Origin of the sequence: Microvirga sp. HBU67558, from assembly GCF_018069605.1 — a bacterium.
Classification (GTDB): domain Bacteria; phylum Pseudomonadota; class Alphaproteobacteria; order Rhizobiales; family Beijerinckiaceae; genus Microvirga; species Microvirga terrae.
Genome location: NZ_JAGPUP010000533.1, coordinates 24561 through 48397, shown reverse-complemented (window position 1 = coordinate 48397; position 23837 = coordinate 24561). Strand labels below are relative to the sequence as shown.

25 protein-coding genes and 1 tRNA gene are annotated in these 23837 nt (G+C 64.6%); 14 read left to right on the top strand and 12 right to left on the bottom strand.

Annotated elements, in window-relative coordinates; genetic code table 11:
* Positions 1-291: 291 nt before the first annotated feature.
* From KBI52_RS18640 to KBI52_RS18630, 3 genes are all read right to left on the bottom strand, one after another.
* Positions 292-819, bottom strand: a complete 528-nt coding sequence (locus tag KBI52_RS18640) for a hypothetical protein (RefSeq protein ID WP_210810092.1) — start codon at positions 817-819, stop codon at positions 292-294.
* A gap of 91 nt (positions 820-910) precedes the next feature.
* Positions 911-1306: a hypothetical protein gene (locus KBI52_RS18635; RefSeq protein WP_247654491.1), complete on the bottom strand. Its 396-nt coding sequence runs from the start codon at positions 1304-1306 to the stop codon at positions 911-913.
* 336 nt (positions 1307-1642) lie between these two features.
* Positions 1643-1732 (bottom strand) — tRNA-Ser (locus tag KBI52_RS18630).
* Positions 1733-1942: 210 nt separating this feature from the next.
* Between KBI52_RS18630 and KBI52_RS18625 the strand changes: the two genes are divergently transcribed.
* Both KBI52_RS18625 and msrA read left to right on the top strand, forming a co-directional pair.
* Positions 1943-2263 carry a PetM family of cytochrome b6f complex subunit 7 gene (locus KBI52_RS18625; RefSeq protein ID WP_173947672.1) on the top strand — a complete coding sequence of 107 codons (321 nt, stop codon included), beginning with the start codon at positions 1943-1945 and terminating at the stop codon, positions 2261-2263.
* 176 nt (positions 2264-2439) lie between these two features.
* Entirely contained in the window at positions 2440-3099 is a 660-nt protein-coding gene (gene msrA / locus KBI52_RS18620) for a peptide-methionine (S)-S-oxide reductase MsrA (RefSeq protein WP_173947673.1), read from the top strand.
* A gap of 81 nt (positions 3100-3180) precedes the next feature.
* Here msrA and mepA read toward each other — a convergent pair whose 3' ends face one another.
* Both mepA and KBI52_RS18610 read right to left on the bottom strand, forming a co-directional pair.
* Positions 3181-4092 (bottom strand): penicillin-insensitive murein endopeptidase, encoded by a 912-nt coding sequence (mepA, locus tag KBI52_RS18615; RefSeq protein ID WP_173947674.1) that lies wholly within the window; start codon positions 4090-4092, stop codon positions 3181-3183.
* Between the two features lie 106 nt (positions 4093-4198).
* Positions 4199-5359: an SDR family oxidoreductase gene (locus KBI52_RS18610; protein ID WP_210810085.1), complete on the bottom strand. Its 1161-nt coding sequence runs from the start codon at positions 5357-5359 to the stop codon at positions 4199-4201.
* A gap of 304 nt (positions 5360-5663) precedes the next feature.
* Between KBI52_RS18610 and KBI52_RS18605 the strand changes: the two genes are divergently transcribed.
* From KBI52_RS18605 to KBI52_RS18565, 9 genes are all read left to right on the top strand, one after another.
* Positions 5664-6074 (top strand): PRC-barrel domain-containing protein, encoded by a 411-nt coding sequence (locus tag KBI52_RS18605; RefSeq protein ID WP_173947717.1) that lies wholly within the window; start codon positions 5664-5666, stop codon positions 6072-6074.
* A gap of 141 nt (positions 6075-6215) precedes the next feature.
* Complete coding sequence (locus tag KBI52_RS18600; RefSeq protein ID WP_210810078.1) at positions 6216-7091, top strand: hypothetical protein; 876 nt, start codon at positions 6216-6218, stop codon at positions 7089-7091.
* Between the two features lie 366 nt (positions 7092-7457).
* Entirely contained in the window at positions 7458-8351 is an 894-nt protein-coding gene (locus KBI52_RS18595) for a DMT family transporter (RefSeq protein WP_259060486.1), read from the top strand.
* A complete protein-coding gene (locus KBI52_RS18590) occupies positions 8348-9439 on the top strand; it encodes an ATP-dependent RecD-like DNA helicase (protein ID WP_210810072.1) in 1092 nt (363 codons plus the stop codon). Before KBI52_RS18595 ends, KBI52_RS18590 begins: the two co-directional genes overlap by 4 nt.
* A gap of 76 nt (positions 9440-9515) precedes the next feature.
* Positions 9516-9689 (top strand): DUF1328 domain-containing protein, encoded by a 174-nt coding sequence (locus KBI52_RS18585; protein WP_152715814.1) that lies wholly within the window; start codon positions 9516-9518, stop codon positions 9687-9689.
* 224 nt (positions 9690-9913) lie between these two features.
* A complete protein-coding gene (locus tag KBI52_RS18580; RefSeq protein ID WP_173947678.1) occupies positions 9914-11002 on the top strand; it encodes a TRAP transporter substrate-binding protein in 1089 nt (362 codons plus the stop codon).
* Between the two features lie 264 nt (positions 11003-11266).
* Entirely contained in the window at positions 11267-11824 is a 558-nt protein-coding gene (locus tag KBI52_RS18575) for a hypothetical protein (protein ID WP_210810064.1), read from the top strand.
* 84 nt (positions 11825-11908) lie between these two features.
* A complete protein-coding gene (gene arsC / locus KBI52_RS18570; protein WP_173947680.1) occupies positions 11909-12334 on the top strand; it encodes an arsenate reductase (glutaredoxin) in 426 nt (141 codons plus the stop codon).
* A 66-nt stretch (positions 12335-12400) separates the two neighbouring features.
* Positions 12401-13180, top strand: coding sequence for an SDR family NAD(P)-dependent oxidoreductase (locus KBI52_RS18565; protein ID WP_173947681.1), 780 nt, complete (start codon positions 12401-12403; stop codon positions 13178-13180).
* A 21-nt stretch (positions 13181-13201) separates the two neighbouring features.
* Here KBI52_RS18565 and KBI52_RS18560 read toward each other — a convergent pair whose 3' ends face one another.
* From KBI52_RS18560 to hrcA, 4 genes are all read right to left on the bottom strand, one after another.
* Entirely contained in the window at positions 13202-14437 is a 1236-nt protein-coding gene (locus tag KBI52_RS18560) for an MFS transporter (RefSeq protein WP_173947682.1), read from the bottom strand.
* Positions 14438-14713: 276 nt separating this feature from the next.
* Positions 14714-16519, bottom strand: coding sequence for a translation elongation factor 4 (lepA, locus tag KBI52_RS18555; protein ID WP_173947683.1), 1806 nt, complete (start codon positions 16517-16519; stop codon positions 14714-14716).
* Between the two features lie 282 nt (positions 16520-16801).
* Positions 16802-17209 (bottom strand): hypothetical protein, encoded by a 408-nt coding sequence (locus KBI52_RS18550; protein WP_173947684.1) that lies wholly within the window; start codon positions 17207-17209, stop codon positions 16802-16804.
* Between the two features lie 110 nt (positions 17210-17319).
* Positions 17320-18411, bottom strand: coding sequence for a heat-inducible transcriptional repressor HrcA (gene hrcA / locus KBI52_RS18545; RefSeq protein ID WP_173947685.1), 1092 nt, complete (start codon positions 18409-18411; stop codon positions 17320-17322).
* A gap of 149 nt (positions 18412-18560) precedes the next feature.
* Between hrcA and rph the strand changes: the two genes are divergently transcribed.
* A complete protein-coding gene (gene rph / locus KBI52_RS18540) occupies positions 18561-19274 on the top strand; it encodes a ribonuclease PH (protein ID WP_173947686.1) in 714 nt (237 codons plus the stop codon).
* Positions 19271-19912, top strand: coding sequence for a non-canonical purine NTP pyrophosphatase (locus KBI52_RS18535; RefSeq protein ID WP_173947687.1), 642 nt, complete (start codon positions 19271-19273; stop codon positions 19910-19912). The genes rph and KBI52_RS18535 overlap by 4 nt, the downstream gene beginning before the upstream one ends.
* A 160-nt stretch (positions 19913-20072) precedes the next feature.
* Here KBI52_RS18535 and KBI52_RS18530 read toward each other — a convergent pair whose 3' ends face one another.
* Positions 20073-20549: a DUF2852 domain-containing protein gene (locus KBI52_RS18530; protein WP_173947688.1), complete on the bottom strand. Its 477-nt coding sequence runs from the start codon at positions 20547-20549 to the stop codon at positions 20073-20075.
* A gap of 75 nt (positions 20550-20624) precedes the next feature.
* Entirely contained in the window at positions 20625-21296 is a 672-nt protein-coding gene (locus KBI52_RS18525; protein ID WP_173947689.1) for a TetR/AcrR family transcriptional regulator, read from the bottom strand.
* A 239-nt stretch (positions 21297-21535) separates the two neighbouring features.
* On the opposite strand from KBI52_RS18525, the gene hemW reads away from it, so the two are divergent.
* Positions 21536-22696 (top strand): radical SAM family heme chaperone HemW, encoded by a 1161-nt coding sequence (hemW, locus tag KBI52_RS18520; protein ID WP_173947690.1) that lies wholly within the window; start codon positions 21536-21538, stop codon positions 22694-22696.
* Positions 22697-22798: 102 nt separating this feature from the next.
* Here the strand turns inward: hemW and gshB are convergent, their stop codons facing one another.
* The gene (gshB, locus tag KBI52_RS18515; protein WP_173947691.1) at positions 22799-23743 is read right to left on the bottom strand and encodes a glutathione synthase; all 945 of its coding nucleotides are present in this window, start codon (positions 23741-23743) and stop codon (positions 22799-22801) included.
* Positions 23744-23837 lie beyond the last annotated feature (94 nt).

Here is a 23837-nt window from a genome sequence, read left to right as displayed (position 1 = left end):
ATTGCCATTTCAGGGTCGTAATGCTCAGGCAGATACAAGTCGCACGTTGTAATGCCCATATTAGTGTTCAAGATGATTGCATGAGGCTGCTCAAGGCAATCCTCAATGTACCAACGTAGTCGGGGCAGATCCCATACACTGCCAGGCATTAGTCTTAACCAAAGATCCATAGCACGTTGCCCCTCAGAGGCACTGAAGGTTCATTAGGAAGACTTATCCAAGATATTTCGATTCAAGATTACAAGTATAACGTAGCCGCCCGCACTGCTGATTTGGGCGATGTCTGACCGCTCACTTCCCTAAGGTGCAGCCAAGCGAACGTGATAATCGGTTTACGAGAGGATCGTACAGAGCCTTTCTTTGTACAGGATACTCGATTTTGACCTCATGCGCTGCGCCGCAGCCCTCGATAACCTTCCTGTACACAACATTGCCCTGCTTTACCCCGGAAAGCACGAGCCAACCCTTTCCTTCGGCCATATAGGTCAGACGGTCCAACTCTGTGTGCTCGAGCAACCAGATTTTGTAAGCTTGGAAGCTGTCTGTCACCACATAGGGCCCATAGCTTCCGTAGATCCATAACCTCGCACCACCTTCAGCCTTGAATTGCCGGCCATCTCCGTTTTCTGGCGGAGGCTCGACGAGCGTGAAGAGATGGCGCGGCACCTCTGCCACTGAACCGAAACGCTCATTCGTATAGCGCTCCCAGCCATTGCCAACGGGTGCCCATTTGTCGTCAGCAAACACAGGGCCTGTTGCAAGGAGGCCCGGAGTTAGTGCGAACAGACCTGCGCTGATTGAGATAAGCTGGAGCCTCAAGGCATTCGTTCCCGAACTAGCCGCCGCAATGCTTAGCCCCGTTTGGATGGAGAGGGTTCATTGCGCCCTCTCCAGTTTTTCGGGGGTCAGGTTACAGGCAGGTATGAATGCCCGACTTCACGAGGTCAGCCCATTCCGCCCCAAGCGTTTGCCGGGCGTCAATGGCGTTCTCAGATCCAGGCTCTCCACTGCGGAACATCACGACACCGAGTTGTCTGTCATGGCTGCCGCTCACGATAGTCGGGCCGGGAGTATAAGTAGTCGTCGCGTTGTAGCTTCTGAAGCCGCCGCCATAGTAGGTGCTGGTTCCGACCGTGTTGAACTGCCCGGGCATCTGAGTGGTCGAGACATTGTTCTGAGCGGCCGCTCCGGTGATGATGTACCGGTCGTAGCCGGCACGGATAGTTTCAACGGCGGCGCTCTTCGCGGCCACCTTTGCGGCGCCCTGAGAGCCACAGGCCGGAGCGGCTCCGGCGTCAATGACCATCGTATTTGCCGAAGTCCGGGTTGCTTGAGCACCGGCGCAAGCGGCCAAAGCTCCCATCAATGGGAGTACTAGAATTACACGTTTCAAGGAAAATCCCCCAGGATTACATACACGGCGACCGTAGCCATCACGTCGCCTGAGTCGAGTCAGACTCTGGGAGAAGGTGAATCCCTATTTTGGGGGGCGCAGGGTTCTTCGGCGCATTATTCTCGTCGCTGATTGCTCGGGCATCACAGTTCGATAGCCAAGCTAGCTTCAAAGGTGGGGAAAGAGGTGGGGAAAGTCTGAGACGCTTTCCAAATTACGTCGTAATTTTAGATACTTAGAAGTAAACAATGGCGGAGGGAGCGGGATTCGAACCCGCGATACGGTTTCCCGTATACACACTTTCCAGGCGTGCGCCTTCAACCACTCGGCCACCCCTCCAGCATGAGCCTCTTGAGGCTCCATGAACCGTCGAACTGCCCGCGTGCTGCGGGCCGGCCGGTTCTCCGCTTCTGTCTGCGGAGCGCCCGTGTATCGCCAAATCATGGCAAAAGGCAAGTCCGAACTTGTCACAAATCAGCCGGAATCGCCTTTGCCATTGCGACAAAACGCTCTAGATAATTCCCCCTCTGTTCATAGAGGTATCTTCCCTTGAAGTTCCTAGCGCGTAGCCTTGGCCTCCTGCTGATCGCAGCGGGATTTATCGGATTGGTGATCGATGGAACGCGATCGATCGTCAACAATGCTGTATCGTTCGCTTCGATCGGAAAGGTCGGCGGCACTCTTTTCCCGAGCGGGATGGCCTCGCTCGAGGGTAGCATCGCCCAGCGTGGTTACCCCTGGCTGTGGGATCCGATCGCCACCTACGTCCTGCAGATGCCGGCCTCAGTGACGGGCTTCCTGGTCGGTGCGCTGCTGATGTGGCTCGGGCAGAAGCCCCTGGAGCCGATCGGCTACCTCGCAGGCCGCTAGAGCACCGGACCCAAGAGTCGATCCCACATGTGGGATCGACCCCGATGTCCCTTGTTTGATGAGCCCATCGCTCGGCGCGATAAAAGGGCTCACTTTTCACGGGAAGGTGACGGAACCGCCCCCTCCCGCGGGCACCCGGCAGTGATTACATGAGCGAGGTCACGCGAGGACCTCTCATGTTCAGCTTCCGCAAACGCCTCGACCTGCCGAACGCCGCCGAGGCTCTGCCCGGCCGGACCAGCCCGATTCCGACGGCTGAGCGGCACTTCATCAACGACCGCCCCCTTCAGCCGCCCTATCCCGACGGGATGGAGAAGGCCGTGTTCGGCCTCGGCTGCTTCTGGGGCGCGGAGCGCAAGTTCTGGCAGCTGGGTGACGGCGTCTGGATCACCGCTGCGGGCTACGCGGCCGGCACCACGCCGAACCCGACCTACGAGGAAGTGTGCTCGGGCCTCACCGGGCACAACGAGGTCGTCCTGGTGGTCTACGATCCGAAGGTGACCTCCTATGAGGCCCTGCTGAAGACCTTCTGGGAAAATCACGACCCGACTCAGGGCATGCGCCAGGGCAACGACGTGGGTACCCAGTACCGCTCCGGGATCTATGTGTTCGACGAGGATCAGAAGAAGGCCGCAGAGGCGTCCAAGGCCGCTTACGGCGAGGCGCTCGCGGCCAAGGGCTACGGGCCGGTCACGACCGAGATTCTCGACGCGGGACCGTTCTACTTCGCCGAGGATTATCACCAGCAATACCTGGCCAAGAACCCGAACGGCTATTGCGGCCTGGGCGGCACCGGCGTCTCCTGCCAGATCGGCGTCGGCGTAGCGGCGGAATAGACCCGGTCGTCCCGTTCTTAAGAAATGGCTGTGAAAGGCTCGCATCGCGAAAGGTGCGAGCCTTTCTGCTTCAGGGCCGTCTCAGGGCGCGTCAAGAACGGTACGGCACTCGTTCGGCAGTTGCGCCATGGTGAGCGGCGGCCGGGGCTTGCCGGGTTTGGGACGCAGCATCTGGGGCGTGAACCAGGCGGCGAGCTCCGCCCCGCAGCCCTCTCCGCCAGGAGGCGGATCCTGATCGGAGCAGCCCGCTTCGCCGGCCGGGCAGGCGAGGCGGATGTGGAAATGGTAGTTGTGGCCCCAGATCGGCCGCACCTTGGTCAGCCAGGCGCGGTCCGCTCCCGCGTCCCGGCAGAGCGCCTTCTTGATGGCCGGATTCACGAAGACCCGGGCGACGCTTCTCTCCTGAGCGGCGGCACGGATCAGGGCCATGTGCTGCGGCGTCCATCGGGCCGGATCGACGTCGAGCAAGTCGTCGCGCACCACGTTGGTTGCGGACATCTCCTCCCGCTCCGCCCGCGAGAGGCGGCGGTTGGGCATGGGCGTGAGCCAGATATCGGCATCGAGGCCGATCTGGTGCGAGGCATGGCCCGTGATCATCGGGCCGCCGCGCGGCTGCGAGATGTCTCCGACGAGAAGGCCCGGCCATCCGTTCACGCTTGGAAGCCGGGTGGCGAAGCGCTGCAGGAAGCCGATCATCTGCGGATGGCCCCAGTTGCGGTTTCGGGACAGGCGCATGACCTGCCAATTGTCGCCGTCGACCGGGATCGCCGCCGCACCGGCCACGCACCCTCGCGCATAGCTGCCGATCGATCGCGAGCGAAGATCGGCCGGCGTGGCGCGTCGCCCGAAGAGTTCCTTTGCGGCGAGCTTGGGATCGCCGGGATCGGCGAGCGGCGGCAGCGGCTTCGGGTCGAGGGTGCCCTTGTCCTGCGCGGCGGCGGAGCCGCCGACCAGAAGGGCGAGCGCGATGGCGAGGGAGCGAATCGGAATCATGGAGCAAGGCTAGCCTGCAACCATTCCGTTCGGAACGTGCGGGAAGCGGCCATGTTGTCGCTCTCGGCAGAAAGGGCCGGATCGGGGATCCGGCCCTCACGCATCATCAGTGCCGCGGCTGCGGGCGGCCCTCATAAGGCCCGCGCTGGGTCATGTGCCCCGGTCCGTAGGTGTGCTTGTCGTGACCGTTGCCGGTGCGGCGCATGGCCGGTTGATAACGTGGCGTCGGCCGCTTGGCGCGCTTCGGACGCCGGCTCGCCGCCAGGGACGGCAGGAACAGGGCCGCGATGCCGGCCGCGACCCCGGCCAGCACGGCCGCCGTTACGAACGGGTGGATCTGCGCTTCCAGGAGCAGGCTCGTCTTGCGCGGCTCGCCGGGGAGCGACGAGTACATGTCGCCGTCCTCGCGGGCCTGATAGAGGTTGTCGCGCATGGCCGGCCTTTCGGGATGGTCGGTCGTCTGCGACCCATAGCCCGTCCATTCCATCGCCTTGTCGACGAGGTGAGGCGCGACCTTGCCCATGGCGCCGATGATCCACCCGCCGAACCCGATGGTGATCTCGCGGCGGTGGTGCTCGGCCGCATACACGATCGCCTTGGCGACGAGATGCGGATCGTAGGCCGGCGGCGGGACGGCGTTGTCCCGGTCGAGATAGTTGCGCGCATGTTCCACATAGGGCGTATCGATCGAGGAGGGCTTGATCAGGGTGACCGCGACCGGCGCGCCCTGGTTCGCCAATTCCATTCGCAACCCGTCCGTGAAACCCTTCACCGCATGCTTGGAGGCCGAGTACTGGGTCTGGAGGATCATGGCCCGCTCGGACAGGACGCTACCCACGTTGACGATGGTGCCGCCCTGATGGCGCAGGTGGTCCGCGGCGATCATCGAGCCGTTGACGACGCCCCAGTAATTCACGTCGAAGAGCTGGCGCTGGTCTTCCATGGGAATGTCGGTGACGTTGCCGTACAGGGCCACGGCCGCATCGTTCACCCAGGTGTCAAACCCGCCGAAGGTCTCGACGGCGGTGCGCGCCACCCGGTCCAAATCCTCGCGCTTGCTGACGTCCGCCGCCACGGCAACAGCCCGCGTCGGCCCATGGCTGAGCTCATCGGCGATCTTGCGCAGCGCGTCTTCGTTGCGGGCGACCAGGACGAGGCCCTTCGCGCCGCGCTCGGCGAACAGATGGGCCGTCGCTAGTCCGATGCCGCTCGATGCGCCGGTGATGACAACGACCTGGTCCCCGACCGGCTTCTGGCGAACCGCCATGGCACTCTCCTTCATATCCTCAAGTTTCATAAACGTGGGTCAACGTGAGGTCGGGAAGCGGGTTCCTACGGCAGCGCTTGGCGCGAGGAACGTTCAAACGCCTTGAAATCCTTGAGGGTCCGGGCCCGAACCGGAACCGGCATTTCAACCCGAGCGTTGCCCTAGCGCATCGTGCGGAAAAGTGGCCCCGGTTATCCGCGCCCAGCGATGCGCCCGTTTAAAGATGAAGCATCGGACGGATCCCAAAAGCGGGTCCACTTTTGGGTCCGATGCCTTGGATCTCACACATGAAGGGAGCGCAATGATGCAGACGACGGCACAAAGCAGCGACGTTCGGGAAACCCACAGCCTGATTGCCAGCGACAAGGTCGAAGGAACGCCGGTGCGCCGCTCGGACGGCGAGAAGATCGGAACGATCGAGCGCGTGATGATCGAGAAGCGATCCGGCAAGGTCGCCTATGCGGTGATGAGCTTCGGCGGCTTCATGGGGCTCGGTGAGGAGTACTACACCCTTCCCTGGAGCGTCCTGAAGTACAACACCGAACTCGATGCCTATGAGCTGAACCTCTCCGAGGACCAGCTCCGCGGCGCGCCCCGGCGCAGCGCGGAAGGTCATGACGCCTCCTACGACCGGGAATGGGAAGAGCACGTCCACCGCTACTACAACGCCACGCCCTATTGGGGCGCCAGCGATCCGATGAGCACCGGCCGATAAGCAGCCGGTCATTCTCCCAAAGCAAAATCGCCCGGCTTTCGCCGGGCGATTTTCTATGCGCAGGAGCCGGGCGACAGGGATGAACCCGTCCCGGCGCCTGCCGCATGGAGGTCTTAGCGCTTCCGCGACTTCGAGGGGCTCTTGCGAGCGCTCGAGGAGCGGGAGCCCGAGGACCGCTTGGCAACCGTGCCGGACTTCTTCGTGGCAGAGGTCCGGCTCGAAGCGGCGGCTGCACGCTTCGGGGTCGACTTGGACGCGCTGCGCGCCTTCGAAGCCGACTTCACCGCGCTGCGGCTGGAGCTGCGCGAGGCGGACTTGCGGGCCGTCGTCGAACGGGCCGAGGACGAGCGCGAAACGGACTTCTTGGCGGCCGACTTGGCCGGAGTCTTCTTCGCAGTCGACTTCTTGGCGGTGGTCTTCTTGGCAGCGGTCTTCTTAGCAGCGCTCTTGGCGGTCGTCTTCTTCGCCGCCGACTTTGCCGATGAACGGGCCGAGGTCTTCGTGGCAGAGGACTTCGCCGTGCTCTTCTTGGCCGTGGTCTTCTTCGCGCCGGACTTGGCCGACGATTTCGCTGCCGACCGGGAGGTCGACTTCGCGGCCGACTTTTTGGCAGCGGTTTTCTTCGTTCCAGCCTTCTTGGCGGTGCTGGTCGAGCTGCGGCGTGCGCTGCTGCTCTTCTTCGCGGTCTTCTTGGTGCTGGTCGCACCGGTGTCTCCCGTGAACAGCATCGTCAGCGGGTTTGACTTAGTGTCTGTCGGCATAGCCGCCTCCTTCAAGGGCCTTCGCGTGCAACCGTCACGCTTGCAAGGCAACGTCGTTATACCAAGCGGGTTCCGATTATCGAAAAGTGTTGACAGTAGAACGTGCACTTTTTCTGTGGATATTTTGCGAGGCACGCCTCTCTGCACTTGCAGATCTAAGACTCAATATCGGGTTCAAGATGAGACAGTTAGAGATGCTTCCTTAGGCCCACCGACACATTTCGGAACGCAAGCACGCAATATCGCGCATACATAATTTGCGTTTATATTCAAAGGCTTATTCAAATTACAAAGATGATGATTTCGCCATTCAGAGTATTCGGACGTGTTAACGGATGTTAAACATCACGTCACGAATCCTATCCACTTGGAGAGGGTCGAAAGCGCCTTTTCCGTAGCCTCGAGTCCCCTTCCCGCGTGGCGTAAAAATTTCCGCACGAGCGGCACCAAAAGCGGCAGGAGAGTCGTCAGCCCTGTCGAGAATCACACATCGGGATCCTCCGCAGGATCGTCGCTGCGACGGTCCACCGTGGTCTGCTTCAGCCCCGGCCTCATGCGCGTGTTCGTCGCTCGCTCGAATTCCCATGGAGGCTTCACGCGGTCGCGGAGGCAGGCTAAGCGAGTGGATCCTCACATCGGTTGGACCGCCGTGCCCCATCGCAGCATCCTCGCCGTCATTCTCTGGATGAGCGGCGCACTCCTCTCCTTCTCCGCAACGGCCATCGCCGTGCGTGCGCTCGCACCGGCGTTCTCGATCTTTGAGATGCTCGCCGTGCGCAACGCCGCGGGAGTCCTCATCCTGCTCCTGCTCGCATTGCTCCGGCCGGACCTGCGGCCCGGGTTGAAGCCGCGCCGATTTCCGCTGCACCTGGCTCGCAACGTCCTGCATTTCCTCGGCACCGACGGATGGGCGTTCGGCCTCACGCTCCTGCCGCTCGCGACCGTCTTCGCCCTCGAGTTCACGACGCCCGCCTGGGTCGCCTTGCTGGCGATCCCGCTGCTCAAGGAGAAGATGACAGGCGGTCGTCTCGTCGCCATCGTGCTCGGTTTCATCGGCATTCTCGTGATCCTCCGTCCCGGGCTGGAAACCTTGCAGCCGGCCAGTTTCCTCATGCTCGGCGTCGCGTTCAGCTTCGCCCTGGTGGCGATCATGACCAAGCGGCTGACCATGACGGAAAGCACCTTCTCGATCCTGTTCTTCATGAACCTGCTGCAGCTTCCGATGAACCTCGCGGGCGTGCGCCGGGCCTTCTGGCTTCAGGTCCAGCCCTCGCACGCGCTGGCCCTCGTGGGCATCTGCGTCGGCGGCCTCCTGGCGCATTACTGCCTGACCAACGCCTACCGGCGGGGCGATGCCACCATGGTGGTCCCGCTGGACTTCATGCGCATCCCGCTGATCGCCTTCGTCGGCTGGCAGTTCTATGGCGAGCCGCTCGATCCATACGTCTTCCTCGGGAGCGGAATCATCATCCTCGGTCTTCTCTATTCCCTGCATCGCGAGGCGAAATCCGCATGACCTGGTCGCCGCAACAGGATGCTGCTCTGAAAGCCGTCGCCGACTGGCTGCGCCGCGGCGACCGTCCGGTGTTCCGTCTCTTCGGCTATGCCGGCACGGGCAAGACGACGCTCGCCAAGCACATCGCCGAGAACGTGGACGGCGAGGTGGCCTTCGGCGCCTATACGGGCAAGGCGGCTCTGGTGCTGCGCACCAAGGGCTGCACCGAGGCCTCGACGATCCATTCCATGATCTACCGCTCGCGGGAGTCGGACGAGAACGGTCCGCAATTCGTGCTCAACCGTCAGGCCCCGGCCTCCAAGGCCGACCTCATCATCATCGATGAATGCTCCATGGTCGACGAGGAACTCGGGCGCGATCTCCTGTCATTCGGGCAGCCCGTTCTCGTCCTGGGCGATCCGGCGCAGTTGCCGCCGGTAAAGGGCGGGGGCTTCTTCACGGACGGCGAGCCCGACGTGATGCTCACGGAGGTGCACCGGCAGGCCAAGGACAATCCCATCATCCATCTGTCGATGACGGTTCGGGAGGGCGGGCGTCTGGGGCCCGGGACCTACGGCGAAAGCCGCATCATCCACCGCCGCGAGATCGACGCCGCCGCCGTCATGGCGGCCGATCAGGTTCTCGTCGGCCTCAACAAGACCCGGCGCCTGTACAACACGCGCCTGCGCGAACTGAACGGCTACCGCGATCCCATGCCGGCGGCGGGCGAGAAGCTCGTGTGCCTGCGCAACGACAAGACCAAGGGGTTGCTCAACGGCGGCACCTGGACCATCCAGGCTCTGCGCGGCATCCGCAACGACTTCATCCGCATGGACGTGCTGCCCGACGACGACGCCCGTCGCCGGTCCGTGGATGTCGCGGTGCACAAGGCCTTCTTCGAGGGAACCGAAGAAGAGGTGCCGTTCGTCCTGCGCAAGGAATCCGACGAGTTCACCTACGGCTACGCGCTGACCGTGCACAAGGCGCAGGGCTCGCAATGGGACGACCTCGTTCTCTTCGACGAGTCCTACGCATTTCGCGAGCATCGCAGCCGATGGCTCTACACGGCCCTGACCCGCGCGGCCGAGAAGGTCACCGTCGTGATCTGAGCCCTGGCAACCGGAACCGGATCAAGCTTGGGCGCTTAATCCCTGTAGCTCGGCCATAAGCGACAAGGATACGCACATGCTGAAATGGGCTCTGATCTTTCTGGTAGTTTCCCTTGTGGCGGGCGCCCTGGGGTTCACCGGCGTCGCCTCCGGGGCCAAGACGATCGCCAAGGTCCTGTTCGGCCTGTTTCTCCTCGCGTTCATCCTCCTGATCCTCCTCGCCTGGGGCGCAGGCGAGCTGATCTTCTGACGGTCCTTTTCCGCGACACCGGACGGTTTGGTGCAGCTGGCCGCGAGCTTCGTCTCCGGGCCAGCTCACGCATGCGCTGGATGCATGAAGTCCCTGCTTCGAACCCTCTCCCATCTTCCGCCCGGCTCGCTATAGGGGCGTCTCAACTATTCGTTTGAGTGCGTCGCGTTGAAACTTTCGGTCTCATGTGCGCCTTGAAGCGGAAACGAATGAAAGGGACGCCCATGAAACGTCGTGCATTCCTCCAGGCTGCCACCCTCGGCACCGCCGCAGGAGCCGTTGCCAAGCCGGCCATCGCCCAATCGAACCCGGAGGTTCGCTGGCGCCTGACCTCGGCCTTCCCGAAATCCCTCGATACGCTGTATGGTGGCGGCGAGACCTTCGCTAAGCTCGTCGCGGAAGCGACCGACGGCAAGTTCCAGATTCAGACCTTCGCACCCGGCGAGATCGTCGGCGCGCCTCAGGCGCTCGACGCCATCGGCGGTGGAACGGTCGAGATGGGCCATACCTGCTCGTACTATTACGTGGGCAAGGACCCGACCTTCGCCATCGGCACCTCGCTGCCCTTCGGCCTCAACTCCCGCCAGATGAACGCCTGGCTCTATCAGGGCAACGGCAATACCCTGCTCAACGAGTTCTATGCCAAGCACAACGTCTACGCTCTGCCCGGGGGCAATACCGGCGTGCAGATGGGCGGCTGGTTCCGCAAGGAGATCAAGACCGTCCAGGATCTCCAGGGTCTCAAGATGCGCATCGCCGGCTTGGCCGGCCAGATCATGGGCAAGCTCGGCGTGGTGCCCCAGCAGATCGCCGGCGGCGATCTCTATCCGTCGCTGGAGCGCGGCACCATCGATGCCGCCGAATGGGTGGCGCCCTACGACGACGAGAAGCTCGGTCTCAACAAGGTCGCGCCGTACTACTACTACCCGGGCTTCTGGGAAGGCGGCCCCGCCATCCACTTCTACGTCAATTTGCAGAAGTGGAACGAGCTGCCCAAGTCCTACCAGGCGGCCGTCCAGGCCGCCGCAGGCTACGTGAACGTCGACACGCAAGCCAAGTACGACGCCCGCAACCCGGCCGCCCTGCGCAGCCTGGTCGGCAACGGCGCACAGCTGCGCCCGTTCTCGCAGGAGATCATGGACGCGGCCTACAAGGCGGCCAACGAGGTCTATGACGAGATCTCGGCCAAGAATGCCGACTTCAAGAAGATCTACGACAGCTACAAGGCGTTCCGCGGCGAAGAATATCTCTGGTTCCAGGTGGCGGAATACGCCTACGACACCTTCATGATCCGCGCCCGCGCCCGCGGCTGATCACGGACGAGGAGGGCGGGCCCTGAGCCCGCCTTTCTCTTGAATTTGCTGCCAGCACGCCGTCTCCTCCGAGGTCTGCCGGCCCGGACCGGGAAGAGATCCGCCCGGTATCCCGCGCGGAAGCGTCGCTGTGGACAGGCAACCGTTGCGCTTCGGATGCGTTGCTATGGTTGTGAGGGTCCGCTACGGCTGGAGGCCATGGTGCGCAGCGTAGACGATTGGAGAGCATGGGCCCGCGGGGCTGTCATTCTGGCAGGATGGGCCATGGCTTCCGTGGCCCAGGCCGCCAATGATCCGCTCGATCAGGCCTCCATGAGCGAACCCGTCCAGGTGCGGTTCGATCCGGCTGCTCGCCAGACGACGGTCTCCGGCCGGGCAGCGTCGGATCTCTGCTTCTTCCTCTCTCTGCCGGATGAATGGCGCAGGACCGAAACCGTGATTAAGGCTGTGTCCTCCGACGAGGAGCTTTCCGTGGGACTTCGGTCCGCCCAAGACCTGCGCGACATGCCGCAGCCCGATCTTGCCAGTCGCGATGCCGCCGCCCTGCAGCAGGATTATGAGGAGCTTCTCGGACGCCCGGCGCAGTCGGTTTCGTTGTCGTCCGATGCCGGCGCGACGCGGTGGTCCGCCACCTGGATCGATCCGAATCTGCCGACCGCCTCCCATGCCCTGACGGTCGAGACCCTGATCGTTCCGCTGGCGGGCAAGTGGGTGCTCGAGCTCTCCCTGTCGGGCATCGAGACCCGCTCGGCCTACAATGCACTCGCACAGCATCTGCTGGCGCGGTTGAAGGTGCAGAGCGGACCCGCATGTCAGGGCTGATCTGACGCGCCAGGGATGCGCCATCCTCCAGCCTTGAGACAGAATGGCCTGCGCAAGCCCCGCCCTCCATCGTCAGGAAACGTCATGGACGTGATCATCTACCACAATCCCCAATGCGGGACCTCCCGCAACACCCTGGGGCTGATCCGAAACGCCGGGATCGAGCCGCACATCGTCGAGTATGTGAAGACGCCCCCGACGCGTCTGCTCCTTCGTCAGCTGATCGAGCGCATGGGTGTGAGCGTCCGCGACGTGATCCGCCGGAAGGGCACGCCCTACGAGGAGCTCGGCCTCGGAGATCCTTCTCTGAGCGACGATGATCTGCTCGACGCCATGATGGCGCATCCGATCCTGATCGAACGCCCGATCGTCGTCACGCCCATGGGGGTGAGGCTCTGCCGCCCGTCCGAGACGGTGCTCGACATCCTGCCGCCACCGCAGGGCGAATTCGTCAAGGAAGACGGCGAGCCGGTGGTCGATGCCTCCGGGCGCCGCGTCGGCCTGGCGTAGGCGGAGGGAACAAGGCGCCGCTTCCTCCGGTTCAGGGACAGGTCCGCTTGGAGGAAAGGCAGTATCATGGAGCTTCAAGGCAAGGTCGCGCTCGTGACGGGCGCAGGATCCGGCATCGGCAAGGCGGCCGCCCTGCGCTTCGCGCGCGAGGGCGCTATGATCGGCGTGCTGAGCCACACCGACGACGAAATCCGCAAGGTCGCCGAGGAGATCGAGCAGGCCGGCGGCAGAGCCGTCGCGCTGGTGGCCGACGTCGCGGATGACGGTCAGATGCGCAAGGCCCTGGCCGATCTGCTCCAGGCCTTCGGCCGCCTCGATATCGTGTTCGCGAATGCGGGCATCAATGGCGTCTGGGCTCCCATCGACGAGCTGCAGCCCGAGGAATGGGACCGCACGATCAATACCAATCTGCGCGGCACCTATCTCACGCTCCATCATGCGGTCCCGCATTTGAAGAAGGGCGGGGGCGCCATCGTCATCACGGCGTCGATCAACGGATCGCGGACCTTCACCAGCGCGGGCGCGACCGCTTATTCGGCCAGCAAGGCGGCCCAGGTGGCGATGGCGCAGATGCTAGCCGTCGAACTCGCCAAGCACAGGATCCGCGTGAATGTGGTCTGTCCCGGCAAGATCGACACGGAGATCTCAGACAACACTACGAAGCGGCATACGGAAGAGGCCGAGGTTCCTGCCGAATATCCGGCCGGCTCTATCCCGCTGACCGGCCAGGATCCGGGCACGAGCGACGAGGTGGCCGACCTCGTGCTCTTCCTCGCCTCCGACCGTGCACGGCACATCACCGGCACGCCGGTCTGGATCGACGGCGGTCAATCGCTGCTGGTATAGCGCCCGACCGGCTGGAGGCGTTCAGGAGGCTTCCAGCTGCGTGCCGACCGGGATGGAGGGTTCGGGAACGAAGGTCTCCTTTTTCTCCGATGGAGGCGCGGCGCGCTGCAGGCTGCGATAGGCGCCCCAGATCGCCATGAGCGCCTGGGCGATGATCACGACGTAGAGAAGGCCCAACCGTCCGAACTCCGTCATCGCCATGCCGGCGATGATCGGGCCGACCGTGGCACCCACGCCCTGCAGGATCAGAAGCCCGCCCGCCGCCGCGACGAACTCGCCGGGCTTCACCATATCGTTCACGTGGGCGGTGACGATGCTGTAGGTCGGGATCACGCTGCCGCCGAAGACGGCCACATAGAGGAAGATCAGCCACACCGGCACCGTGAGCGGCACGAAATGAATGAGCGCGAGCAGGATCGCGGCCGCCATCGCCGAGGCCCCGATGATCACGTGGCGCCGGTCCATGCGGTCCGAAAGCCAGCCCAGCGGATAGGTGGTGGCGAACCCGCCGAGCGTGCCGCAGGCCATGAAGATCGCGATTTCTGTGGTGTCCAGTCCGCGCTCCTGCGCCCAGATGGGTCCGAGCGCGAAGAACGAGCTCGTGGTGACGCCGCAGAGAACGGCCGCCACCACGCCGAAGGGTGATTGGCGGTAGAGCTGCATCAGGTTGATCTTCGTGTCGCTGACCGCATGAGCGGGCGCGGTGGCGCGCGACAGGGCGGTCGGGACCAGAGCGAGGCAGATGAGAATGGCGACGAAGCAGAACAGGCGGTAGCCGTATGGATCGCCCGCCGGCAGAAGCATCTGCCCACCAATGCCAGCGATCAGTCCGGTCATGCCGTAGACGCTGAGAACCTGTCCACGGGTTTGGGCGGTCACGGAAGCGTTGAGCCAGCTTTCGACCACGATGAAGAGGCCGGCGAAGCAGAAGCCGGTCAGAGCCCGCGCGGCGATCCAGACGGCCGGGCTGATCACCAGGAGGTGGAACAGCGCGGTCGACGCGGCAACCGCCGCCAGCGCCGCGAAGGTGCGGGTATGGCCCACCTGCTGGATCACGCGCCCGGCGTAAAGCGAGCCTATCACGATCCCGCCCCAGAAGGCGGCGCCCACGGCGCCGATCTCCGTCGGCGTGAACTGCTCGATACTCCCACGCACGCTGAGCAGCGTGCCCTGGAGGGTATTGCCGACCTGCATGAGAGCGTAGCCGAGAAGAAGGGCGAAAAGCGTCGGCAGCGTGGCCCGCAGGGACGAAGACATGGGTTCTCCTTTGAACGAGATCCTGTGGCTCGGATGTGCGGCATGCGGAACGATTCGGCCCTGTGCCCCTATGGACGTGCCGAAGCCCGGCGTCGGAAGACCCCGTTCTTCAGCCAGCGATCATATTGGAGAGACCAAAGCCCCGCGCTGAGTTGAACTCTGAGGCGGGGGGCAGGTTCCAGCCTTTGCTGCTGCAGTGCAGCAACAAAATGAAAGGCCCGGCCTGGGTAAAAGCCGGGCCTTGATGTGAGCGGAAGACGCTTCGAGGTTTCTCGATCAGGTGTCCATCTTCAGCGCGGCGATGAAGGCCTCCTGTGGGATGTCGACCTTGCCGAACTGACGCATCCGCTTCTTGCCTTCCTTCTGCTTGTCGAGCAGCTTGCGCTTGCGGGAGGCGTCGCCGCCGTAGCACTTGGCCGTCACGTCCTTGCGCAGGGCCCGGATGGTCTCGCGGGCGATGATCTTGCCGCCGATGGCGGCCTGCACGGGAATCTGGAACATGTGCGGCGGGATGAGCTCCTTGAGCTTCTCGCACATGGCGCGGCCGCGACCCTCGGCCCGGTCGCGATGGACCAGCATGGAGAGCGCATCGACAGGCTCGCCGTTGACGAGCACCGACATCTTCACCAGGTCGCCTTCGCGGTAGTCGGAGATGTGGTAGTCGAAGGAGGCGTAGCCCTTCGAGATCGACTTCAGGCGGTCGTAGAAATCGAACACCACCTCGTTGAGCGGCAGGTCGTAGACCACCATGGCGCGCTTGCCGACATAGTTGAGGTCGATCTGGACGCCGCGCCGCTCCTGGCAGAGCTTGAGGACCGACCCGAGATAATCGTCGGGCGTGAGGATGGTGGCGCGGATCCACGGCTCCTCGATGCTTTCGATCTTCATCACGTCCGGCATGTCGGCCGGGTTGTGCAGCTCGATGGTCGAACCGTCGCGCAGCTTCAGATGATAGACCACGGACGGAGCCGTGGAGATGAGATCGAGGTTGAACTCGCGCTCCAGGCGCTCCTGGATGATCTCGAGATGCAGCAGGCCGAGGAAGCCGCAGCGGAAGCCGAAACCGAGGGCCGCGGAGGTTTCCATCTCGTAGGAAAAGCTGGCGTCGTTGAGGCGCAGCTTGCCCATGGCGGAGCGCAGGTTCTCGAACTCGGCGGCATCGACCGGGAAGAGGCCGCAGAACACCACCGGCTGCACGGGCTTGAAGCCGGGCAGCGCCTCGGCGGTGGGCTTGCGATCGTCGGTGATGGTGTCGCCGACACGGGTGTCGGCCACCTCCTTGATCGAGGCCGTGAAGAATCCAACCTCGCCGGGGCCGAGCTGGGCCAGTTCGGTCATCTTCGGCGAGAACACGCCGACGCGGTCGAGCGCGTAGGAGGCGCCGGTGCCCATCATCTTGATGGTCTGGCCCTTCTTCATCGTGCCGTCGACGATGCGCACGAGCACGACCACGCCGAGATAGGCGTCGTACCAGGAATCGACCAGAAGCGCCTTGAGCGGGGCATCAGGGTCGCCCTTCGGCGGCGGCAGCTTCTGGACGATGGCCTCCAGCACGCCCTCGATGTTGAGGCCGGTCTTGGCCGAGATCGGCACCGCGTCGGACGCGTCGATGCCGATTACCTCCTCGATCTGCTCCTTGATCCGGTCAGGATCGGCGGCGGGCAGGTCGATCTTGTTGAGGACCGGCACGATCTCATGGTTGGCATCGATGGCCTGATAGACGTTGGCGAGGGTCTGGGCCTCCACGCCCTGGGAGGCATCGACCACCAGCAGAGATCCCTCGCAGGCTGCCAGCGACCGCGAGACCTCGTAGGCGAAGTCCACGTGCCCGGGCGTGTCCATGAGGTTCAGGATGTAGGTCCTGCCGTCCTGCGCCTTGTAGTCGAGGCGCACGGTCTGCGCCTTGATCGTGATGCCACGCTCACGCTCGATATCCATGTTGTCGAGCACCTGCTCCGTCATCTCACGGGCGGAGAGCGCCCCCGTGGTCTGGATCAGGCGGTCGGCGAGCGTCGACTTGCCGTGGTCGATATGGGCCACGATGGAGAAGTTGCGGATGTTGTCGAAGGTGCGAGCGGTCATAATTCTGCTGATATAAGAATGTTCAGGCCGCAATAGCAGGGTGGCCCCCCAAAGCCAAGGGAGACCGGTGTCGCGCGCCTCGAACCGAAGGCCGAGGCATCGGGGCGACCGGAAGGGGCTCTACGGGCTCGGCAGGAGACTCAGGTCGGGTCTTTTCGGATGGATCGGGCGAGCGGCGGAGCGCAATGGAGCCGTTGTGCCCTGTCCGGATCGCGCTTCGCTTTCAGCATGGAAGGGGGAGGCGCGGAACAAGGCGTCCGCGCCTGTCGACGGGTGGGACGGTTACCGGGCGCACTCGACGGGAACGCGCTGGTCGGTGCCCTGGACCAGGACGGTCCGGCACGGCACGCCGTTGATAACCCGGATCTCGTGGGGGGCGGCCGTCGGGAAGGCAGAGGCCGGCGTGCCGGAGACCGGGGCCCCGGCGGCCCGCGGGGCGACGAGAACGCTGCCCGTGGTCGTCGGATCCATTCCGATCATGCCGGCCTGGCTGGCGCACTGGACCGGGACGCGCGTGTTGCTCTCGCGGTCGAGAATGGTCCGGCAGGGTACGCCGTTGATCATCTGGACTTCGTGCGGAGCGGCGTTCGGGAAGGGCGAGCCGGGGGTGCCGCTGGTCTGGGCCTGGGCGAGGCCGAGGGTGCCGAGGGCCATGAGGCCGGCGCTGGCGATGATCGCTGCTGTCTTCAAGGAAACCTCCTCCATGGGTAGGAACATTGGCCGCATGTGCGGACAGGAGGGTTAACGCGTCAGACGGGGATGGTTCCCTTGCGGGGGCAGGGGCGGAGCGGCACTCGCGCTTATCGGCCCTGTTCCAGGATGCGGGATATCACCTTGGCGGTGTAATCGACCATCGGGACGATGCGGGCGTAGTTGAGACGGGTGGGGCCGATGACGCCCAGAACCCCGACGATCTTCTGGCCGCCGTCCCGGAAGGGGGCGGCGATCATCGACGAGCCGGAGAGCGAGAAGAGCTTGTTCTCCGAGCCGATGAAGATGCGCACACCCTCGCCGCCTTCGGCCCGGCTCAGGAGGTCGATCACGTCGGTCTGGGTTTCGAGGTCGGAGAAGAGCAGGCGGATGCGCTCCAGATCCTCGGCGGCCTTCAGGTCGTCGAGGAGGTTGGCTTGGCCGCGCACGATCAGCTGGCGGGAATCCGCCGGCCCCGCCGTGGTGGCAAGCCCCGCCTCCACGAGCCTTGCGGTCAGAGCGTCGAGCTCGCGCTCCATCTCCTCGCGGCGGGTCTGGATCTCGCGCTTCACGTCGCCGAGCGTCTTGCCCTGGATGCGGGCATTGAGAAAGTTTCCGGCCTCGACCAGGGCGCCTGCGGGCAGCCCGGCCGGCAGGTCGAGGAGGCGGTTTTCCACCGAGCCGTCCTCGGAGACGAGCACCACCAGGGCGCGGGTCGGGTCGAGCCGTACGAATTCGATGTGCTTGAGGCGTGCGTTGGACTTGGACGTCACCACGACCCCGGCGCCACGCGAGACGCCGGACAGGAGCGCGGAAGCCTCGGCCAGGGCCGTTTCCAGGGTATGGCCCGAGGCGGCCGCCCGCATCTGGGCCTCGATCCGCGAGCGCTCCTCGGAGGTGACGTCGCCGATTTCCATCATGGCGTCGACGAAGAAGCGCAGCCCCGTCTCGGTCGGCAGCCGTCCGGCGCTGGTGTGCGGTGCGAAGATCAGGCCCGCCGACTCCAGATCCGCCATCACGTTGCGGATCGACGCGGGCGACAGCGTCATCGGCAGAATGCGGGAGAGATGGCGCGAGCCCACGGGCTCGCCGGTCACGAGGTAGCTCTCGACGATCTGGCGGAAGATTTCGCGGGAACGGTCGTTCAGCTCCGCGATGGCGCGGGTTTCCGACAGATGGGAAAATGGACCGGTAGGATGCATCCGAAGGGTTCTACGCTCTCACAATTCCACCCAGCAAGTCAGTATTATGTGCGGATCGGACGTCCTTTAAGCAACCCTTGCGCTTGCCTAAACCGTCCTGCGGCTCCAAACAGGCGGGGAATCGCAAGAGCTTTCAGGAGAAACCCGCCATGCGTCCTTCCAAACGCGCCCCCGACGAACTGCGTCCCGTCACCCTGGAGCGGGGCGTGGCGCGCTATGCGGAAGGCTCCTGCCTGGTCTCCTTCGGCAACACCAGGGTGATCTGCACGGCCTCTCTCGAGGAGAAGGGGCCGCCGTGGCTGCGCGGCACCGGCCGGGGCTGGGTGACGGCGGAATATTCCATGCTGCCCCGCGCCACCCACGAGCGCACCCGCCGGGAGGTCAATTCCGGCAAGCCTTCCGGGCGCACCCAGGAGATCCAGCGCCTGATCGGCCGTAGCCTGCGCGCCGTGGTCAACCTGCCGGCCATCGGCGAGAAGCAGATCGTGGTCGATTGCGACGTGATCCAGGCCGACGGCGGCACCCGCACCGCGTCCATCACCGGCGCCTGGGTGGCGCTGCACGAATGCTTCACCTGGATGCAGAACCGCTCGATCATCTCGATCAACCCCCTGCGCGAGCCCGTCGCGGCGATCTCCTGCGGGATCTATCAGGGCCAGCCCGTGCTCGACCTCGACTACGCGGAGGACTCGGCCGCCGAGACCGACGCGAATTTCGTGATCACGGGTTCGGGCGGCATCGTCGAGGTTCAGGGCACCGCCGAGGGCAAGCCCTTCTCGGAGGAGGAGTTCCTGAGCCTCCTGCGGCTTGCCAAGGCCGGCGTGGCGCAGCTGGTCGATCTGCAGAAGAAGACCGTGGCATGAGCATCCATCGTTCCCTGACCGGCAAGGTCGTTATCGCCACCCATAATGCGGGCAAGCTCAGGGAGATGCGGGAGCTGCTCGCTCCCTTCGGCGTCGAGGCCGTGTCGGCCGGCGAACTCGGACTGCCGGTCCCGGATGAAACCGGCCACATGTTCGCCGAGAACGCCGCCATCAAGGCCCATGCGGCGGCGATCGCCACGGGCCTGCCGGCGCTCTCCGACGATTCGGGCCTGTGCGTTCATGCGCTCGACGGCGCGCCTGGCCTGTTCACGGCCGACTGGGCCGGGCCGAAGAAGGACTTCGATGCCGCCATGGAGCGGGTGGAGCGCGAGCTGCTGAAGCGCGAGGCGACGGACCGGAAGGCCCATTTCGTCTCTGCCCTCGTCATCGCCTGGCCGGACGGGCACGAGGAGCTGTTCGAGGGGCGGGTCTTCGGCCAGGTGGTCTGGCCGCCGCGCGGCGACAAGGGTTTCGGCTACGATCCCATGTTCCAGCCGGACGGGTTCACTGAGACATTCGGGGAGATCTCCTCGGAGGAGAAGCACGGCATCGATTGGTCGAAGCCGGAGCCGGAGGGCCTGTCCCACCGCGCCCGCGCCTTCGTGAAGCTCGCGGCCGGTTGCCTGCACCGGGTGTGACGCTCTCGATGTCATCACCGAGCTTGTGCCGGTGATCCCGATCCTTTGAAGCGCAGCCTTCTTCCAATCGGGATGGCCGGGACAAGCCCGGCCATGACGTAAACGGTGTTCGAAAAGAAGGAGCGCCCCGAAGGGCGCTCCGCAGACTTGGATCGTCGGGTTAGACGTTCGTGGTGCCGTTGCCCCGGCGCTTGGCCATGTAGGCATCGAACTCCTCGCGGTCCTTGGCCCGCTTCAGCTCCTCGACGAAGTTCCTGAACTCGCGGGCCTCCTCGTCGAGCTTGCGGCGCTCCTGCTCGAGGCGCTCGAGCTCGCTGCGGCGATAATCGTCGAAGGCCGCATTGCCCGTGCTGGCGAAGCCGCCGAAGCCGGCAGGACCGCGTGAGGCGAAGAAGTCATCCTTGGCTCGGCCGAAGGAGTCGCGGAAGAAGGCTCGCGCCTCGTCGTATTTCGGATATCCACACATTTTCCACACCAGATAGGCCAGCGCGAGCGGCCAGACGAAGATGAAGCCCAGAATGATGCCGACGATCTCCAGACCGCGTCCGGGCTTGCGCCCGCAGCGGCGGTGAGCGCCGTTGTTCCAGGGGCCCGCATGCGGGCCCGCGTTCCAGGCGGCGGAGGCAGAGTCAGACATTGGAGGTCCCTATGTTAATGCTAACAACATTAACATGCGGATCGATCTTGGCGCTTTCAAGGGAGGGTGTTCCGATTATTTCGCAGACGCGTCCGACCGGCCCTTTAGGGCGCCATGAACGAGCGCGAGCACGCCGGCCCGCAGCAGCTCGTATTTGTCGGGCAGGCCGGGGCCCTTCGGCAGCTGGCCTGCGGCGTCGAGGGTCGCGATGCCGTGGGACAGAGCCCAGACCTCGATGGCGATGAACCGGACATCGACGCTCTGGAAGCCCTCCGGGAAGGTCTGGGACAGGGCCTGGACCAGGAAATCGAAGGCGTTGCCGACCGGCTTGCCGCCGCTCTGGATGCTTTTGGCCCAGAACGGCCCGCAGGACGCCTCGCCCTCGGCCGGCTTGGCGGAGAACATGGCGGTGTAGAAGCCCGGCTCCTGCTCGGCGAAGGCCAGATAGGCCTCGCCCATGCGGGTGAAGCGCTCCAGGGCCGTGCCCTCGCTCTGCAAGGCCCGCCCGAGGCGCTTCGCCAGCTCGTCGTAGCCGCGGAAGGCGACCTCGGCCACGAGTGCGTCCCGGCCGCGGAAATGACGGTAGAGCGCCGCCGGCGTGACCCCGACCAGCTTGGCCGCGTCCGCCAGGGTGAAGCCTCCGATGCCCCGCTCGGCAATGAAGCGCTGCGCTGCCTCGATCAGCGCCTCCTTCAGGTTGCCGTGATGGTAGCCCTGTCGGTCGAACGGGCCGCGCCAATGCCGCATGCTGGGTTCCTAACTCTCTGCCGTCCGATCTTAGGGCTCCGCGCCAGCGGAGGCCAGAACGGAAGACGATCTGGGAGTGAACAACCTTGTGAGTGGTCGGGTTCAGAAGAGTTTGAGGGAACGGGCTTTCGGTGCGGCAGGGCCGATCCCGGATCCCGGTTGCCCGCCCGGGATGACGACGTCCGAATCGCGACAACGCCACCCGTGACGTCGGGCGGGAGACCTGCCATATACGGCCCATGATCGATCATCCGACGCGCGATGTGGGCTTTGGCGTCTATGTCCATTGGCCCTTCTGCGCCTCCAAGTGCCCCTATTGCGACTTCAACAGCCACGTCCGCCACCAGCCGGTGGACCAGGAGCGGTTTCTGGCCGCCTTCCGGCGCGAGATCGCCCATATGGCCGCGCGGATCCCAGGGCGTACGGTCACGAGCATCTTCTTCGGCGGCGGCACGCCCTCGCTCATGCGTCCTCAGACCGTGGGGGCGATCCTCGACGCCATCGGCGGCGCCTGGGGGATCGACCCGAAGGCCGAGGTGACGCTCGAGGCCAATCCCACCAGCGTCGAGGCGGAGCGGTTCCGCGGCTACCGGACAGCTGGCATCAACCGGGTCTCGCTCGGCGTCCAGGCCCTCAACGACCCCGACCTGAAGCGCCTCGGGCGCATGCATTCGGTCGAGGAGGCCCTCGGCGCGGTCAAGATCGCGGCTTCCATCTTCGAGCGCTATTCCTTCGACCTGATCTACGCCCGTCCGGGCCAGACGCCTCACGAATGGGGTGAGGAACTGGAGCAGGCGATCTCGCATGCGGTCGAGCACCTGTCGCTCTATCAGCTCACCATCGAGCCCGGTACCTGGTTCCAGCGCCTCTACGATGCGGGCAAGATCACGGTGCCGGACGAGGAGACGGGCCGCGCCCTCTACGACATCACGCAGGAAACCTGTGCGAAGCATGGCCTGCCGGCTTACGAGATCTCGAACCATGCCAGGCCCGGGGCGGAATCACGGCACAACCTGCTCTACTGGCGCTACGGCGAATATGCGGGCATCGGCCCGGGCGCCCATGGGCGTCTCGTGACGGGGAACGCGCGGCTCGCCACCGCGACCGAGAAGCATCCCGAGACCTGGCTGGAACTGGTGGAGCGCGAGGGCCACGGCGTCGTCGACGAGGAGGTGCTAACCTCCGAGGCCGAAGGCGACGAGTTCCTGCTCATGGGGTTGCGCCTGAAGGAGGGCGTGGATCCGCGCCGCTTCGAGGCCTTCACGGGCAGGACGATCAACCAGAGGCGTCTGCGGATCCTCGAAGAGGAGGGGCTTGTCCGCCATGACGGCTCGCGCCTCGCCGTGACCCCGAAGGGCTTCCCGGTGCTCAATGCGGTGATCGCGGAACTGGCCGCGTAAGGCAATCCCCGATGTCGACACGGGCTTTGTGCCGGTGACCCCGATTGTTTGCTCGCGGCGCTTCACCGGGCCGGCCTCAGCCAAGGCGGGTGAGCGTGGAGCCTAGCGCCCCAGCTTGCTCTCGATCACGTCCCACACCTTGACCGCGAGATCCGGCCCGCCGAGGCGCTTGATGGCCCGGATGCCCGTGGGGGCCGTCACGTTGATCTCGGTGAGGTTGCCGTCGATCACGTCGATGCCCACAAGGATCAGGCCCATTCGCTTGAGATCGGGCCCGATGGTCTCGCAGATCTCGCGCTCGCGCGGCGTCAGGTCCGTGGGCTTCGCCGCGCCGCCGCGCACCATGTTCGAGCGGATGTCGTTGGCGGCCGGCACCCGGTTGATCGCGCCCGCCGCCTCGCCGTCGATAAGGATGATGCGCTTGTCGCCCTCGGTGATCTTCGGCAGGAAGCGCTGGATCACCCAGGGCTCGCGGAACAGGTTGGCGAACAGGTCGTAGAGCGAGCCGAAATTCGGGTCCTCGCGGCCGACCTTGAACACGCTCGCGCCGCCGTGGCCGTAGAGCGGCTTCATCACCACGTCGCCGTGCTCGCGCCGGAACTCGTCGATCTCCTGCCTGTCGCGGGAGATCAGGGTCGGGGGCATCAGGTGGGGGAAATGCGTGACGAAGATCTTTTCCGGCGCGTTGCGCACATGGGTCGGATCGTTGACCACCAGGGTCTTGGGATGGATGCGCTCGAGAAAATGCGTAGCCGTGATATAGGCCAGGTCGAAGGGCGGATCCTGGCGCATGAGTACCGCGTCGACACCCGACAGATCGATCCGCTCGGGCGTCCCGAGGCTGAAATGGTCGCCTTCGACGTCGCGCGCCTCGATGCTCTCCGCCATGGCGATGACCTTGCCGTCGCGAAGGGACAAGCGGTCGGGAGTGTAGTGCAGGACCCGATGTCCGCGCCGCTGGGCTTCGAGCAGCAGCGCGAAGCCCGTATCGCCCGCGATTTTGATGCTGCGGATGTGATCCATCTGGAACGCAACGGTGAGGGTCATGCGTCAGGTCTCCTTGGGAAGCAGGGTTATTGGCCCTAAAGTTCAGGATGGCAACTCTTCATCGCCGGCGGCGTGAACGAAAAGCCCGGAGGCG

Coding starts and splice junctions, on each gene's coding strand:
- KBI52_RS18635 (WP_247654491.1), bottom strand. CDS start 1,306: ATGGTCATTGACGCCGGAGCCGCTCCGGCCTGTGGCTCTCAGGGCGCC.
- msrA (WP_173947673.1), top strand. CDS start 2,440: ATGTTCAGCTTCCGCAAACGCCTCGACCTGCCGAACGCCGCCGAGGCT.
- mepA (WP_173947674.1), bottom strand. CDS start 4,092: ATGATTCCGATTCGCTCCCTCGCCATCGCGCTCGCCCTTCTGGTCGGC.
- KBI52_RS18610 (WP_210810085.1), bottom strand. CDS start 5,359: ATGGCGGTTCGCCAGAAGCCGGTCGGGGACCAGGTCGTTGTCATCACC.
- KBI52_RS18605 (WP_173947717.1), top strand. CDS start 5,664: ATGCAGACGACGGCACAAAGCAGCGACGTTCGGGAAACCCACAGCCTG.
- KBI52_RS18590 (WP_210810072.1), top strand. CDS start 8,348: ATGACCTGGTCGCCGCAACAGGATGCTGCTCTGAAAGCCGTCGCCGAC.
- KBI52_RS18585 (WP_152715814.1), top strand. CDS start 9,516: ATGCTGAAATGGGCTCTGATCTTTCTGGTAGTTTCCCTTGTGGCGGGC.
- KBI52_RS18580 (WP_173947678.1), top strand. CDS start 9,914: ATGAAACGTCGTGCATTCCTCCAGGCTGCCACCCTCGGCACCGCCGCA.
- KBI52_RS18575 (WP_210810064.1), top strand. CDS start 11,267: ATGGCTTCCGTGGCCCAGGCCGCCAATGATCCGCTCGATCAGGCCTCC.
- arsC (WP_173947680.1), top strand. CDS start 11,909: ATGGACGTGATCATCTACCACAATCCCCAATGCGGGACCTCCCGCAAC.
- KBI52_RS18565 (WP_173947681.1), top strand. CDS start 12,401: ATGGAGCTTCAAGGCAAGGTCGCGCTCGTGACGGGCGCAGGATCCGGC.
- KBI52_RS18560 (WP_173947682.1), bottom strand. CDS start 14,437: ATGTCTTCGTCCCTGCGGGCCACGCTGCCGACGCTTTTCGCCCTTCTT.
- lepA (WP_173947683.1), bottom strand. CDS start 16,519: ATGACCGCTCGCACCTTCGACAACATCCGCAACTTCTCCATCGTGGCC.
- hrcA (WP_173947685.1), bottom strand. CDS start 18,411: ATGCATCCTACCGGTCCATTTTCCCATCTGTCGGAAACCCGCGCCATC.
- rph (WP_173947686.1), top strand. CDS start 18,561: ATGCGTCCTTCCAAACGCGCCCCCGACGAACTGCGTCCCGTCACCCTG.
- KBI52_RS18535 (WP_173947687.1), top strand. CDS start 19,271: ATGAGCATCCATCGTTCCCTGACCGGCAAGGTCGTTATCGCCACCCAT.
- KBI52_RS18530 (WP_173947688.1), bottom strand. CDS start 20,549: ATGTCTGACTCTGCCTCCGCCGCCTGGAACGCGGGCCCGCATGCGGGC.
- KBI52_RS18525 (WP_173947689.1), bottom strand. CDS start 21,296: ATGCGGCATTGGCGCGGCCCGTTCGACCGACAGGGCTACCATCACGGC.
- hemW (WP_173947690.1), top strand. CDS start 21,536: ATGATCGATCATCCGACGCGCGATGTGGGCTTTGGCGTCTATGTCCAT.
- gshB (WP_173947691.1), bottom strand. CDS start 23,743: ATGACCCTCACCGTTGCGTTCCAGATGGATCACATCCGCAGCATCAAA.